Raw genomic sequence first — 13,910 nt, 5'->3', positions numbered from 1 at the left:
ATCCTCAGTGCAGATTGGGCTGGGCGCCGACGCCCTTTTCGTCGATCGGATAGCCGCGCGCGAAGCGGTCGAGCCGGAAGGCGCGGGCGGTCTGATGCGGCGTGTTGCGGGCGATCAAATGGGCGTAGCAAAAGCCGGAGGCGGGGGTGGCCTTGAAGCCGCCGTAACACCAGCCGGCGTTAAGGTAGAGATTGTCGATATGGGTGCGGTCGATGATCGGCGAGCCGTCCATGCTCATATCCATGACGCCGCCCCATGAGCGCAGATAGCGCACGCGCGACAGGGAAGGGATCATCGCGAGCCCCGCCTCGGCCACATGCTCGACCGAAGCGAGATTGCCGCGCTGGGCATAGGAATTATAGCCGTCGATATCGCCGCCGAAGACGAGGCCGCCCTTATCGGACTGGGAGACGTAGAAATGCCCGGCACCGAAGGTGACGACATTGTCGATGAAGGGTTTCAGCCCTTCGGAGACGAAGGCCTGCAGCACATGGCTTTCGATCGGCAGCCGCAGGCCGGCCATATCGGCGACGACGGTGGAGTTGCCGGCCGCCGCAAGCGCCAGCTTGCCGCAGCCGATGAAGCCCTTGCTGGTCTCGACGCCGGTCACCTGGCCGTTTTCGCGGCGGATGCCGGTCACCTCGCATTGGGTGATGATGTCGACACCGCGGCTGTCTGCGCCGCGGGCATAACCCCAGGCGACCGCATCGTGGCGCACCGTGCCGCCACGCGGGTGGAACAAGCCGCCCATAATGGGGAAACGGGCATTGTCGAAATCGAGGAAGGGCAATTTCCGGCGCACCGCCTGCCGGTCGAGCAGCTCGGCATCGACGCCGTGCAGCCGCATGGCGTTGCCGCGACGCGTATAGGCGTCACGCTGGGCATCGGAATGGAAGAGGTTGAGCACGCCGCGCTGCGAGACCATGGCGTTGAAGTTGAAGTCCTGTTCCAATCCCTCCCAGAGCTTCATCGACAGCTCGTAGAACGGATTATTGCCAGGCAGCAGATAGTTCGAGCGGATGATCGTCGTGTTCCTGCCGATATTGCCGGAGCCGAGATAGGCCTTTTCGAGGACGGCGACATTGGTGACGCCGAACTCCTTGGCGAGATAATAGGCGGTGGCAAGACCATGACCGCCGCCGCCGACGATGACGACGTCGTAATGCGGCTTCGGCGCCGGATCGCGCCAGGCAGGCGCCCAGCCTTTGTTGCCGCGAAGGCCGTTCAGGAAAATCGAAAGAGCGGAATAGCGCATGAGTCACCCGGAAAGAACAGGGGCATGATGCCAGAAAGAAGCGGACGAACTTGCACAGTAAGGACATGAATCGCTAAGAAAGAGACATGTCCTCTGTTGATAGTAGAAATGTCCAGACGATCGGCTTCATCCTTATCCCGGGATTTGCGCTGATGTCCTATGCCTCGGCGACGGAGCCGCTCAGGGCGGCAAACCTTCTGGCCGGCCGCGAGATCTATCGGCTGCGGATCTTCTCGCCGGATGGCGCGCCGGCGCTTTCCTCCTCTGGTGTCGGCGTCCCCGCCGAACCTCTGCCCGTCAGGGGCTCCGGACTTGGAACGGCTTTCGTCTGTGCCGGCGGGTTGCCGCGCGACTGGCGATATCCCGGCGTGCTCGCCTGCTTGCGACAGCTGTCGCGCGAAGGTGTGCGGATCGGCGGCATTTCGGGCGGCCCCTATCTGATGGCCGCCGCGGGGCTGCTCAGCGGCCGCGACTTCACCATTCACTGGGAGCATGCGGCCGCCCTTCTCGAAGCCTTCCCCGAGCTCACGCCGCGTCAGGCGCGCTTCATGATCGACGGCAACCGGATCACCTGCGGCGGTGGCATCGCGCCGCTCGACATGATGCATGTGCTGATCGCCGAGCGCATGGGGCCGGATTTCGCCCGCCGGGTCAGCGACTGGTATCTTCATACGGAGGTCAACGAGCCGGCTGCCCCCCAGCGTGCTTCGTTGGCCGAACGTTACGGCGTCCACCATCCCGGCCTGCTCAGCGTGCTCGAACGGATGGAGGAGACGATCGAGATGCCACTCGAGCGTGCCGCCATGGCGCGCATCGCCGGCGTCACCGCCCGTCATCTCGACCGGCTCTTTGCCGCCCATCTCGGCACCACCTTCCTCGATCAGTACCGCAGGATCAGGCTGCAGCATGCCCATCGCCTGCTGAAGCAGAGCCCGCTTTCCGTCTCGGAGATCGCGGTGGCCACCGGATTTTCCAGTCTGAGCCACTTTTCCCGCATGTTCCGCGCCGTCTACGGCATCGCTCCGTGCGCGGCGCGGCGGGAATAGTTTTCTTCACGGTTGAGAAATTTTCACTATGACGATAGGGTTGCCCTCTGACAAAAGAGAAGGCGGCAGTGGAAATCCGATGAAAGCCAAAGGTGAAGCGGCAGAGCAACCGGAACAGGCGCATGGCGGACGCGCGCCTTTTTCCCAGGACCCGCACGCCGTTCGGGAACCGAAGGAAAACAACCTCGAAATGGCGATCGGCCACGAGGTGCGCGCCTACCGCAAGAAACTCGGCATCACGGTCACCGATCTGGCGGCCGCGACCGGCATTTCACTCGGCATGCTGTCGAAGATCGAAAACGGCAATATCTCGCCGTCGCTGACGACGCTGCAATCGCTGTCGCGGGCGCTCGGCGTACCGCTGACCGCCTTTTTCCGCCGCTTCGAGGAACCGCGCAATGCCGTCTTCGTCAAGGCGGGGCAGGGCATCGAGCTCGAACGGCGCGGCACCCGCGCCGGCCACCAATATAATCTGCTCGGCCATATCGACAACAATACCAGCGGCGTCATCGTCGAGCCCTATCTGATCACGCTGACGGCTGATTCCGACATCTTCCCGACCTTCCAGCACGAGGGCATGGAGTTTCTTTACATGCTCGAAGGCGAAGTGGTTTACCGCCACGGCGACCAACTTTTCCAGATGCAGCCGGGCGACAGCCTGTTCTTCGACGCGGATGCGCCGCATGGGCCGGAACAGCTGGTGAAACTGCCGAGCAAGTACCTCTCGATCATCAGTTATCCCCAGCAGAGTTCCGGGGGCTGATTTGCTTTAGAGGAAAATTTTATTCTTCCCAGTTGATATCCTGATACAGACCTGCTAGTCCTTTCTCAACATGAACGGAGGCACGCGCTATGTGCGGCATTGTAGGACTGTTCCTCAAGGACAAGAGCCTTGAACCTCAGCTGGGAAGTCTGCTCTCGGATATGCTGATCACCATGACGGATCGCGGACCGGATTCAGCCGGTATCGCAATCTATGGCGGCACGGCCGAGGGCAGGGCAAAAATCACCATCCAGTCCGCCAATCCGGGCGTGGACTTCGACGGCCTGGCCGGCGACCTCGAAAAGGCCGGCATCAAAGCCGACGTATCGGTCAAGAGCACCCATGCGGTCATCGAGCTGGACGCGTCCAAGCTTGGAGCGGTGCGCAAGGCGCTCGAAGAGATCCGCCCGGCAGTCCGCCTGATGGGATCGGGCGAAAGCGTCGAGATCTACAAGGAAATCGGCCTTCCGAAAGAGGTCGTGGCGCGCTTCGGCGTCCGCTCGATGAGCGGAACCCACGGCATCGGCCATACTCGCATGGCGACTGAATCGGCCGTTACCACGCTTGGCGCCCATCCGTTCTCGACCGGCGCCGACCAGTGCCTCGTGCACAACGGCTCGCTGTCCAACCACAACAACCTGCGCCGCGAACTGGTGCGCGAAGGCATGACCTTCGAGACGCAGAACGATTCCGAAGTCGCCGCCGCCTATCTGACGGCCGAAATGGCCAAGGGCAAGGATCTCGGCCAGGCGCTGACCGGCGCGCTCGACGATCTCGACGGCTTCTTCACCTTCGTCGTCGGCACCAAGTCCGGCTTCGGGGTGGTGCGCGACCCGATCGCCTGCAAGCCTGCCGTCATGGCCGAGACGGAGCAATATGTCGCCTTCGGTTCGGAATACCGCGCATTGGTCAACCTTCCCGGCATCGAGAATGCCCGTGTCTGGGAGCCGGAGCCGGCAACCGTTTACTTCTGGGATCACGACAAGGCCGCCTGAGGGGCGCGAGAGCCGAGAGCCGGCGCGGACCGTCTCCCAGATCAACAAGGATTCCCAACGAGGAATAAATGCCCATATTCGATCTTTCCAACACCCCTCTTCGCGAACTGAACAGCGCGCTGCACGCCCTTTCTCAAGGGGCCAACGACACGGAATTCGAAGTCGTCAATCCGCGCGGCAGCCATGCCGTTGCCGTTGGCATCGACAGCCCCGTCACGGTCGCTGTCAGGGGATCGGTCGGTTATTACTGCGCCGGCATGAATGACGGCGGCAGGGTGACGGTTCACGGCTCGGCCGGTCCGGGCGTTGCCGAAAACATGATGTCCGGCACCGTCGTCATCGAGGGCGACGCCAGCCAGTATGCCGGCGCCACCGGCCGAGGCGGCCTGCTGGTCATCAAGGGCAATGCGGCGTCGCGTTGCGGCATTTCGATGAAGGGCATCGACATCGTCGTTCATGGCAGCATCGGCCACATGTCGGCCTTCATGGGCCAGTCCGGCCATCTCGTCGTGCTCGGCGACGCCGGCGATGCGCTGGGGGATTCGCTCTACGAAGCCAAGCTATTCGTCCGCGGCGAGGTCAAGAGCCTCGGCTCCGACTGCATCGAGAAAGAGATGCGGCCGGAACATCTGGACAAGCTTGCCGAACTGCTCGAGCGCGCCGGGGTCACGGGCGTCCGGCCCGAAGAGTTCAAACGCTACGGCTCGGCCCGCAAGCTCTACAATTTCAACATCGACAACGCCGACGCGTATTGAGGCGAGGGACATCCATGAGCTACCACAACCCCTACACCCCGCCGCGCAAATCCGCGACGTTCGATGATTATACGCTCGCCGAAATCCGCCGCGCCGCCGCGACCGGTATCTATGATATCCGCGGCGCCGGCACCAAGCGCAAGGTTCCGCATTTCGACGACCTGCTGTTTCTCGGCGCCTCAATCTCGCGCTATCCGCTCGAAGGCTACCGCGAGAAATGCGACACGACAGTGGTGCTCGGCTCCCGTTTCGCCAAGAAACCGATCACGCTGAAGACGCCGATCACCATTGCCGGCATGAGTTTCGGCGCGCTGTCCGGCAATGCCAAGGAAGCGCTCGGTCGCGGCGCAACAATCGCCGGCACGTCGACCACGACAGGCGACGGCGGCATGACGGATGAGGAACGCGGCCATTCACAAACGCTGGTCTACCAATACCTGCCGTCGCGCTACGGCATGAACCCTAGGGATCTGCGCCGCGCCGATGCGATCGAAGTCGTGGTCGGCCAAGGCGCCAAGCCCGGCGGCGGCGGCATGCTGCTCGGCCAGAAGATCTCCGACCGCGTCGCCAATATGCGCAATCTGCCGAAGGGCATCGACCAGCGCTCGGCCTGCCGCCATCCGGACTGGACCGGCCCCGACGATCTGGAAATCAAGATCATGGAGCTGCGCGAGATCACCGATTGGGAAAAGCCGATCTACGTCAAGGTCGGTGGCGCGCGTCCGTACTACGACACTGCCCTTGCCGTGAAGGCAGGCGCCGACGTCGTCGTGCTCGACGGCATGCAGGGCGGCACCGCGGCGACGCAGGATGTCTTCATCGAGAATGTCGGCATGCCGACACTTGCCTGCATTCGTCCGGCCGTCCAGGCGCTGCAGGATCTCGGCATGCACCGCAAGGTGCAACTGATCGTTTCCGGCGGCATCCGCTCGGGCGCCGACGTCGCCAAGGCGCTGGCGCTCGGCGCCGATGCGGTGGCGATCGGCACGGCGGCGCTCGTCGCCATCGGCGACAACGACCCGCATTGGGAAGAGGAATATCAGAAGCTCGGCACCACGGCCGGCGCCTATGACGATTGGCATGAAGGCAAGGATCCGGCCGGCATCACCACCCAGGATCCGGAGCTCGCAAAACGCCTCGACCCGGTTGCGGCCGGCCGCCGCCTCGCCAACTACCTCAAGGTCATGACGCTCGAGGCGCAGACGATCGCGCGTGCCTGTGGCAAGAACCATCTGCACAATCTCGAGCCGGAAGACCTGGTCGCACTGACGATCGAGGCATCGGCCATGGCGCAGGTGCCGCTCGCCGGCACCAATTGGATTCCCGGCAAGGGAGGCTTCTGATTTCTACCGGCCGGGCAAGAGTCCCGGCCGTCTCATATCCATAACCTAAGTGTCTCCAAGAAATCCAAAGGGGAACGAGAAATGACACTGGACCTTGCTGCTTTTGCCAGAGACAAAGGCATCAAATATTTCATGATCAGCTACACCGACCTGTTCGGCGGTCAACGCGCCAAACTGGTCCCGGCTGAAGCCATTGCCGACATGCAGAAGGATGGCGCCGGTTTCGCGGGTTTCGCGACCTGGCTCGATCTGACGCCGGCCCATCCCGACCTGTTTGCGGTTCCCGATGCTTCCTCCGTCATCCAGCTCCCATGGAAGAAGGACGTCGCCTGGGTTGCCGCCGACTGCGTCATGGACGATCAGCCTGTCGAACAGGCACCGCGTGTGCTGCTGAAAAGACTGGTCGCCGAAGCTGCGAAAGAAGGGCTCCGGGTAAAAACCGGCGTCGAGCCCGAGTTCTTTCTCATCTCTTCCGACGGCTCGGTGATTTCAGACCAGTTCGATACCGCCGAGAAGCCTTGCTACGATCAGCAGGCGGTGATGCGCCGCTACGATGTCATCGCCGAGATTTGCGATTACATGCTCGAGCTCGGCTGGAAGCCCTATCAGAACGACCACGAGGACGCGAACGGCCAGTTCGAGATGAACTGGGAATATGACGACGCGCTCCAAACGGCGGACAAGCACTCCTTCTTCAAGTTCATGGTCAAGTCGGTCGCCGAAAAGCACGGCCTTCGCGCCACCTTCATGCCGAAGCCGTTCAAGGGCCTGACCGGGAACGGCTGCCATGCCCACATCTCGGTCTGGGACGTCGACGGCAAGGTCAACGCCTTTGCCGACAAGGAAATGGCCTTCGGGCTCTCCGCCCAGGGTAAAACCTTCCTCGGCGGCATCATGAAACATGCCTCCGCATTGGCCGCGATCACCAATCCGACGGTCAATTCCTACAAGCGCATCAACGCGCCGCGCACGACATCGGGCGCCACCTGGTCGCCGAACACCGTCACCTGGACGGGCAACAACCGCACCCACATGGTGCGCGTGCCGGGGCCGGGACGTTTCGAGCTGCGCCTGCCGGACGGGGCGGTCAACCCGTACCTCTTACAGGCGATCATTATCGCCGCCGGCCTCGACGGTATCCGCAGCCATGCAGACCCCGGCCCGCACTACGATATCGACATGTATGCCGAGGGGCATCTGGTGAAGGATGCGCCGCGCCTGCCGCTCAACCTGCTCGATGCGCTGCGCGCCTATGATGCCGACGAGGGCCTGAAGGCGGCGATCGGGGCCGAGTTTTCGGCCGCCTATCTCAAGCTCAAGCATCGGGAATGGAATGCATACTGCTCGCATTTCACCCAGTGGGAACGCGACAGCACGCTCGACATCTGAGAAGCGGGCAGACATCTGCAGTGACATGCTGGTCACGCCGACAGTTCCGGCGTGACCAGGCCCTCTGCGCTTGAAACGGCGAAGGAAGAGACAGCATGAAGAACGTCGTACTCACCGTATCCTGCACATCGACGCGCGGCATCGTGGCGGCGATTTCGAGCTATCTGGCCGAGAAGGGCTGCAACATCATCGATTCCAGCCAGTTCGACGATCTCGATACCGGCAAGTTCTTCATGCGCGTCAGCTTCATTTCCGAAGAGGGACTTTCCGGCACCGAGATCGGCGCCGATTTTGCCGCCGTCGCCGCGCCCTTCGAAATGGAATACGAATTCCACGACAGCGAGAAGCGCATGAAGGTGCTGCTGATGGTGTCGCGCTTCGGCCATTGTCTCAACGACCTGCTCTACCGCTGGAAGATCGGCGCCCTGCCGATCGACATCGTCGGCGTCGTATCCAACCATTTCGACTACCAGAAGGTCGTCGTCAATCACGACATCCCCTTCCACCATATTCCGGTCACCAAGGCCAACAAGGTGCAGGCCGAGGCCCGGATCATGGAAGTGGCCGAGCAGACCGGCACCGAGCTAATCGTGCTCGCCCGCTACATGCAGATCCTGTCGGACGAGATGTGCAGCAAGATGTCGGGCAAGATCATCAACATCCACCACTCCTTCCTGCCGAGCTTCAAGGGCGCCAATCCCTACAAGCAGGCCTATGGCCGCGGCGTCAAGCTGATCGGGGCAACCGCGCATTACGTCACCGCCGATCTCGACGAGGGCCCGATCATCGAGCAGGACACGGCGCGCATCACCCATGCGCAGTCGCCCGACGACTATGTCTCGATCGGCCGCGATGTCGAAAGCCAGGTGCTGGCGCGGGCCATCCACGCCCATATCCATCACCGCACCTTCATCAACGGCAACCGCACCGTCGTCTTCCCGGCCAGCCCTGGCAGCTACGCCTCCGAACGCATGGGGTAAGAGGGTCGTCGGCGGCAGGCCAGATGCTACAGAAGTTTTGGGGAAATGCATGCCGGATGGGCTTGCCACGACGCGAAAGACTTATATAGTCAAGAAATAAATATTCCGTACAGGAAACAAGAGGGAACGAAAATGGCTCTATCATGGCGTTTCTCCACCTTAGCGGATCGGCACCGCGCTCTTGGCTCGAAGCTCGAGGACTGGAGCGGCATGGGGACCGCCTGGACCTATGACAAGGACATGTCGGAAGAGCATGTCGCCGTCCGCACCAAGGCCGGCATCATGGACGTCTCCGGCCTGAAGAAGGTGCACCTGGTCGGCCCGCACGCCATCGCCGTGCTCGATTACATCACCACCCGCGACCTGACGAAGATCTATCCCGGCCGCTCGGTCTATGCGACCATGCTGAACGAGCGCGGCCATTTCACCGACGACTGCATCGTCTATCGCACCGGCCCGAATTCCTGGATGCTGGTGCATGGCTCGGGCTCCGGCCACGAGGAGGTCGTCAGGCAGGCCGCCGGCCGCAATTGCGCCGTGCTCTTCGACGACGACCTGCACGACCTATCGCTGCAGGGCCCGCTCGCGGTCGACTATCTCGCCAAATATGTGCCCGGCATCCGCGATCTCAAATATTTCCATCACATGCAGACGACGCTGTTCGGCGCGCCGGTGATGATCTCGCGCACCGGCTATACCGGCGAACGCGGCTACGAGATCTTCGTGCGCGGCCAGGACGCCGTCATGGTCTGGGACCGGATCGTCGAGGAGGGCAAGGAGATGGGCATCATCCCCTGCTGCTTCTCGGTTCTCGACATGCTGCGCGTCGAAAGCTACCTGCTGTTCTACCCCTACGACAATTCGCAGATGTATCCGTTCGCCGACCAGCCGCCCGGCGACAGTCTCTGGGAACTCGGCCTCGACTTCACCGTCAGCCCCGGCAAGACGGGTTTCCGTGGCGCCGAGGAACATGCCCGCCTCAAGGGCAAGGAGCGCTTCAAGATCTTCGGCATGCTGATCGATGCCGACGGGCCGGCCGATCTCGGCGACGAGGTCTTTGCCGACGGCAAGAAAGTCGGCGTCATCACCTGCCCGAGCTATTCATCGCTGACGAAGAAATCCATGGCGATCGCCCGTCTCGATGTTGACAAGGCAGTGCATGGGACGAAACTCGACGTCCGCGGCAAGACCGTCAAGGCAGGCGCCACCGCCCACACGCTTCCCTTCGACGATCCGGAGAAGAAGAAGAGGACTGTCCTGGGTTAAGGAGCACGCCAATGCTCGTTGCAGGCATCAAGAGCCGACCAGTTTACACGGGCCTGACCATCCAGCCCAATGCCCGGCGGCACATTTTCGCACTCGAAGGGGAGGGCGCCAAGGCTCTGCTCGACCAGCAGCCGGCGCTTGACGAAGCGGCGCTTTCCCGCAGCGAGATTCTCTATGTCGCCCGCGGCTCGCAAGGCACCGGCCTGGACGAGGCGCTTCGCCACCTCGGCGCCGACATGTTCTTCACCGCCCCGACGATCGCAACGCTGCTCTTCCGATTGAAAGGCTCGCTTGCCACCGCCCATATGGGCACGCGGCTTTATATCTCGGGCACCGAAGGTTTCATCGGCCAGGCGATGCTCGTCGCGCTCGATTACGGCATGGACCATGCCTCTGCTATCACCGAGCACCGCGGCTCGCTGGCCAGGCGCGTGCAATGCGTCCATTGCAAAGGCATCACCGACGACGTCACCACCAGCCCCTTCGCCTGCAGCCATTGCGGGCTCTCGCTTCTGGTGCGCGATCATTATTCGCGCCGGCTCGCCGCCTTCCAGGGCGTCAATATCGATGCGGAAGAGCCCGGCAGTGCACCCGAGCCGGAGGAGTTGTTCCTTTGAGCGGTGGCACTGAAATTCCCGTCCGCGTGGCGCGCATCACGCCGATCGCCGAACGCATCAAGCGCTTTCGCTTCGAGCGCCTCGACGGCAAGCCGATGCCATATTTCTCCGGCGGCGCGCATGTCATCGTTTCGATGAACGATGGCGGCCACATGCGCCGCAACGCCTATTCGCTGATGTCGCCGCCGCATGATTGCGCGGCCTATGAGATCAGCGTGCTGCATGTCGAGGATTCACGCGGCGGCTCCACCTTCATGCATGAGAAGGTGCGGGAAGGCGACGAGCTGAAGGTCAGCTATCCCGTCAACCTCTTCCAGCCGGACTGGCGCGGGCGCAAGCATCTTCTGATCGCCGGCGGCATCGGCATCACTCCCTTCATTGCGATGATGGAGCAGTTTTCCCGCGAGGGCGCCAATTTCGAACTGCATTATGCCATCCGCACGCGCGACCGCGGCGCCTATTGGCGGGAACTCCAGGAGCGCTATGGTCCGCATCGGATTAAGATCCATTGCGATGCCGAAGGCGGCGCCATCCCGCTGACGCGCCTGCTCGATAGCCAGCCGCTCGGCACGCATCTCTATGTCTGCGGCCCCTCCGGCATGATCGACGGCGTGCTGAAAAGCGGTCTCAACGCCGGCTGGCCGGAGCAGAACCTGCATTCGGAACGGTTCCTGTCGTCGCTGCCCGGCAAACCCTTCGCGATCGAACTCCTGCGATCCGGCAAGACCGTGAAGGTCGGCCATCACGAAAGCATGCTGGAAGCGATCGAGGCGGCGGGCGTCGACGCGCCCTTCCTCTGTCGCGGCGGCGCCTGCGGTCAATGCGAAACCGCAGTCGTCACCTGCGACGGCAAGCTGCTGCACCATGACGTCTATCTGACGAGCGAAGAAAAAGCATCCGGGCGCAAGGTGATGATCTGTGTTTCCCGCTTCGAGGGAAACACGCTGCATCTTGATCTCTAGCGGCATCTGACACGGCGGAACAAGGAGACCGGACATGGCAATCGCCTTCAAGCAGGAAACATTCCGGGACGATTTCAGCTACCGCAACAGCCCCGGTAACATCCGCCGCTTCCCGTTTCCCTTCGATCGCGACGAATACATGTATTCGGTCAATATGGAGCCGCATGTGCACGGCCGGCCGGGGACCGTCTATGAAAGCCTGATCGACGTCGACGAACATTATGTCGCCGAGATGCAGGACCGGGCGCAGGTCTTGAAGGAGGATCCGCTGCGCTACCAGGCGCTGCCGCACATGATGGGCGCGCAGTGGGATACGCTCGAACTTTTGATGGAACAGCAGGCGGCGGGCTACCCCGACCATTTCACGCTGATCCGCGACGGCGACCAATGGCGCTGGATCAATCGACCGCTCGGCATCGACGACAGCTTCACCTTCGGCGATGCCTCGACGCTGCCCTGTGAGCCCTTCGAATATATTACCCGCCAGGCCCAGGGCGATTTCTGCATCGTCGACCAGCGCGACGGCAATCTCTGGATGGATGCCGGCATGGTGACGACGCAGGCCGATTGGTCGCTCGATTTCGACATCGGCATGAACTTCATGGAATGGCACGGGCCGGTGCCGCTCGCCCATCAAATCGGCGTCTTCGACCGGGCCTTGAAATTCCTGCTGAACCTGCAGCAGGGCAAGCCGACACGGCGCTTCAACTGGACGATGACGATCAATCCGCGCCTCGACACCAGCCCGGAGAATTATCACAAGTGGGGTCCTGACCGCACCACGGTGACGCCTGACAATGTCGGCGAGAAGGTGCATCTGCGCGTCGAGCTGCAGAGCCTCTGGCGCCTGCCGCGCTCGAACGCCATCCTCTTCGTCATCCGCTGCTACCTGATGAACATGGAAGAGCTCGTCACCGTGCCGAAATGGGCGCGGCGCTTCCCGCGCGTGCTGAAGACGCTGCCGCCGGAGCTGATCGACTACAAGGGGCTCACCCGCTTCCGCGAGACGACAATCGACTGGCTTTCCAAATATGACGACGGGGCTCCAACCAGCCCCGGCATCTATCCCGACTGACGCGCAGCGATGCGCACCAGAGCCGCGCGTCTTTGCAGACGCGCAATCCAGGCAATGCGATATCATCAAGAGGGGAATGCTTCATGACAAGAGTTGCCGTCATCGGTGCCGGTCCTTCCGGGCTGGCGCAGCTGCGCGCCTTTCAATCGGCCGCCCAGAAGGGCGCCGAAATCCCGGAGATCGTCTGCTTCGAAAAGCAGTCGGACTGGGGCGGACTCTGGAACTATACCTGGCGCACCGGCCTCGACGAATATGGCGAACCGGTGCACGGCAGCATGTATCGTTATCTCTGGTCGAACGGCCCGAAGGAATGCCTCGAATTTGCCGATTACTCCTTCGAGGAGCATTTCGGCAAGCCGATCGCCTCCTACCCGCCGCGCGCCGTGCTCTGGGACTATATCAAGGGCCGCGTCGAGAAGGCCAATGTCCGCCACTGGGTGCGTTTCAGCACGCCGGTGCGCATGGTCCGCTTCGACGATCAGACGAAGAAGTTCACGGTGACGGCGCATAACCGCATCGAGGACCGGATGTATGACGAGGAATTCGACTATGTCGTCGTGGCATCCGGTCATTTCTCGACGCCGAACGTGCCCTATTTCGAGGGCGTCAAGACCTTCAACGGCCGGGTGCTGCATGCCCATGATTTCCGCGACGCGCTGGAGTTCAAGGGCAAGGATATCCTCATCGTCGGCCGCAGCTATTCGGCCGAAGACATCGGCTCGCAATGCTGGAAATACGGCGCAAAATCGGTCACGACGAGCTACCGCTCGAAGCCGATGGGCTTCAAATGGCCGGAGAATTTCGAGGAGCGGCCGCTGCTGACCAAGCTCGAAAACCGCACGGCGCATTTCCTCGACGGCTCGACCAAGGAGGTCGACGCCGTGATCCTCTGCACCGGCTACCAGCACCACTTCCCCTTCCTGCCCGACGATCTCCGGCTGAAGACCGCCAACCGCCTCTGGGCTGACAGCCTCTACAAGGGGGTGATCTTCGACAAGAACCCGCAGCTTTTCTACATCGGCATGCAGGACCAGTTCTACACCTTCAACATGTTCGACGTGCAGGCCTGGTGGGCGCGCGACGTGATGATGGGCCGCATCACCCTGCCGCCGGAAGAGGAGCTGAAGGCCAATTTCGACATGTGGCGCGCCCGCGAGGAGACGCTCGAGGATGCCGAGCAGATGATCTGGTATCAGGGCGACTATGTGAAGGAACTGCTTGCCGAAACCGATTATCCCTCCTTCGACATCGAGGGCACCAACCGGACCTTCATGGAGTGGGAACATCACAAGGCCCATAACATCATGGGCTTCCGCGACCATGCCTATCGGTCGCTGATGACCGGCAACATGTCGCCGACGCACCACACGCCCTGGGTCGAGGCGCTCGACGATTCCATGGAGGAATATCTGCGCAACTGACGAGGGGGCCTGCATTGCCGGAGGAGGGTGTTCGTGCACGCTC

At 62.2% G+C, this 13,910-nt stretch carries 13 protein-coding genes; 12 read left to right on the top strand and 1 reads right to left on the bottom strand.

Annotated features, from left to right (window positions below; all coding sequences use genetic code 11):
• Nucleotides 1-4: 4 nt before the first annotated feature.
• Complete coding sequence (locus tag QMO82_RS32345; protein ID WP_183608755.1) at nt 5-1,255, bottom strand: sarcosine oxidase subunit beta family protein; 1,251 nt, start codon at nt 1,253-1,255, stop codon at nt 5-7.
• An 86-nt stretch (nt 1,256-1,341) separates the two neighbouring features.
• Here QMO82_RS32345 and QMO82_RS32340 point away from each other — a divergent pair, with 86 nt between their 5' ends.
• The 12 genes from QMO82_RS32340 to QMO82_RS32285 all read left to right on the top strand — a co-directional run bounded on the left by QMO82_RS32340 (nt 1,342) and on the right by QMO82_RS32285 (nt 13,867).
• The gene (locus tag QMO82_RS32340; RefSeq protein ID WP_183608754.1) at nt 1,342-2,301 is read left to right on the top strand and encodes a GlxA family transcriptional regulator; all 960 of its coding nucleotides are present in this window, start codon (nt 1,342-1,344) and stop codon (nt 2,299-2,301) included.
• Nucleotides 2,302-2,380: 79 nt separating this feature from the next.
• The gene (locus QMO82_RS32335; protein ID WP_183608753.1) at nt 2,381-3,064 is read left to right on the top strand and encodes a helix-turn-helix domain-containing protein; all 684 of its coding nucleotides are present in this window, start codon (nt 2,381-2,383) and stop codon (nt 3,062-3,064) included.
• 89 nt (nt 3,065-3,153) lie between these two features.
• A complete protein-coding gene (locus tag QMO82_RS32330) occupies nt 3,154-4,059 on the top strand; it encodes a glutamine amidotransferase family protein (RefSeq protein ID WP_183608752.1) in 906 nt (301 codons plus the stop codon).
• 68 nt (nt 4,060-4,127) lie between these two features.
• Entirely contained in the window at nt 4,128-4,814 is a 687-nt protein-coding gene (locus tag QMO82_RS32325) for a GXGXG domain-containing protein (protein WP_183608751.1), read from the top strand.
• A gap of 14 nt (nt 4,815-4,828) precedes the next feature.
• A complete protein-coding gene (locus tag QMO82_RS32320) occupies nt 4,829-6,157 on the top strand; it encodes an FMN-binding glutamate synthase family protein (protein ID WP_097616662.1) in 1,329 nt (442 codons plus the stop codon).
• Between the two features lie 81 nt (nt 6,158-6,238).
• Nucleotides 6,239-7,546: a type III glutamate--ammonia ligase gene (gene glnT, locus QMO82_RS32315; RefSeq protein ID WP_183608750.1), complete on the top strand. Its 1,308-nt coding sequence runs from the start codon at nt 6,239-6,241 to the stop codon at nt 7,544-7,546.
• Between the two features lie 95 nt (nt 7,547-7,641).
• Nucleotides 7,642-8,526, top strand: a complete 885-nt coding sequence (purU, locus tag QMO82_RS32310; RefSeq protein WP_283196663.1) for a formyltetrahydrofolate deformylase — start codon at nt 7,642-7,644, stop codon at nt 8,524-8,526.
• A 132-nt stretch (nt 8,527-8,658) separates the two neighbouring features.
• The gene (locus tag QMO82_RS32305) at nt 8,659-9,792 is read left to right on the top strand and encodes an aminomethyltransferase family protein (protein WP_183610382.1); all 1,134 of its coding nucleotides are present in this window, start codon (nt 8,659-8,661) and stop codon (nt 9,790-9,792) included.
• 11 nt (nt 9,793-9,803) lie between these two features.
• Nucleotides 9,804-10,409: a dimethylamine monooxygenase subunit DmmA family protein gene (locus QMO82_RS32300; RefSeq protein ID WP_183610383.1), complete on the top strand. Its 606-nt coding sequence runs from the start codon at nt 9,804-9,806 to the stop codon at nt 10,407-10,409.
• Nucleotides 10,406-11,371: a PDR/VanB family oxidoreductase gene (locus tag QMO82_RS32295; protein ID WP_183610384.1), complete on the top strand. Its 966-nt coding sequence runs from the start codon at nt 10,406-10,408 to the stop codon at nt 11,369-11,371. The genes QMO82_RS32300 and QMO82_RS32295 overlap by 4 nt, the downstream gene beginning before the upstream one ends.
• A gap of 34 nt (nt 11,372-11,405) precedes the next feature.
• Nucleotides 11,406-12,446, top strand: a complete 1,041-nt coding sequence (locus QMO82_RS32290; protein WP_183610385.1) for a DUF3445 domain-containing protein — start codon at nt 11,406-11,408, stop codon at nt 12,444-12,446.
• Nucleotides 12,447-12,529: 83 nt separating this feature from the next.
• Nucleotides 12,530-13,867, top strand: coding sequence for an NAD(P)-binding domain-containing protein (locus QMO82_RS32285; protein ID WP_183610386.1), 1,338 nt, complete (start codon nt 12,530-12,532; stop codon nt 13,865-13,867).
• The last annotated feature ends 43 nt before the right edge of the window (nt 13,868-13,910 follow it).

Origin of the sequence: Rhizobium sp. BT04, assembly GCF_030053135.1 — a bacterium.
In the GTDB taxonomy this organism is placed as follows: domain Bacteria; phylum Pseudomonadota; class Alphaproteobacteria; order Rhizobiales; family Rhizobiaceae; genus Rhizobium; species Rhizobium binxianense.
The sequence above is the reverse complement of the archived record's forward strand: the minus strand, read 5'-3'. Positions and strand labels throughout refer to the sequence as shown.

Bases quoted from the DNA above. Each gene is read 5' to 3' on its own strand.
- QMO82_RS32345 (WP_183608755.1), bottom strand. From the start codon at position 1,255: ATGCGCTATTCCGCTCTTTCGATTTTCCTGAACGGCCTTCGCGGCAAC.
- QMO82_RS32340 (WP_183608754.1), top strand. From the start codon at position 1,342: ATGTCCTCTGTTGATAGTAGAAATGTCCAGACGATCGGCTTCATCCTT.
- QMO82_RS32335 (WP_183608753.1), top strand. From the start codon at position 2,381: ATGAAAGCCAAAGGTGAAGCGGCAGAGCAACCGGAACAGGCGCATGGC.
- QMO82_RS32330 (WP_183608752.1), top strand. From the start codon at position 3,154: ATGTGCGGCATTGTAGGACTGTTCCTCAAGGACAAGAGCCTTGAACCT.
- QMO82_RS32325 (WP_183608751.1), top strand. From the start codon at position 4,128: ATGCCCATATTCGATCTTTCCAACACCCCTCTTCGCGAACTGAACAGC.
- QMO82_RS32320 (WP_097616662.1), top strand. From the start codon at position 4,829: ATGAGCTACCACAACCCCTACACCCCGCCGCGCAAATCCGCGACGTTC.
- glnT (WP_183608750.1), top strand. From the start codon at position 6,239: ATGACACTGGACCTTGCTGCTTTTGCCAGAGACAAAGGCATCAAATAT.
- purU (WP_283196663.1), top strand. From the start codon at position 7,642: ATGAAGAACGTCGTACTCACCGTATCCTGCACATCGACGCGCGGCATC.
- QMO82_RS32305 (WP_183610382.1), top strand. From the start codon at position 8,659: ATGGCTCTATCATGGCGTTTCTCCACCTTAGCGGATCGGCACCGCGCT.
- QMO82_RS32300 (WP_183610383.1), top strand. From the start codon at position 9,804: ATGCTCGTTGCAGGCATCAAGAGCCGACCAGTTTACACGGGCCTGACC.
- QMO82_RS32290 (WP_183610385.1), top strand. From the start codon at position 11,406: ATGGCAATCGCCTTCAAGCAGGAAACATTCCGGGACGATTTCAGCTAC.
- QMO82_RS32285 (WP_183610386.1), top strand. From the start codon at position 12,530: ATGACAAGAGTTGCCGTCATCGGTGCCGGTCCTTCCGGGCTGGCGCAG.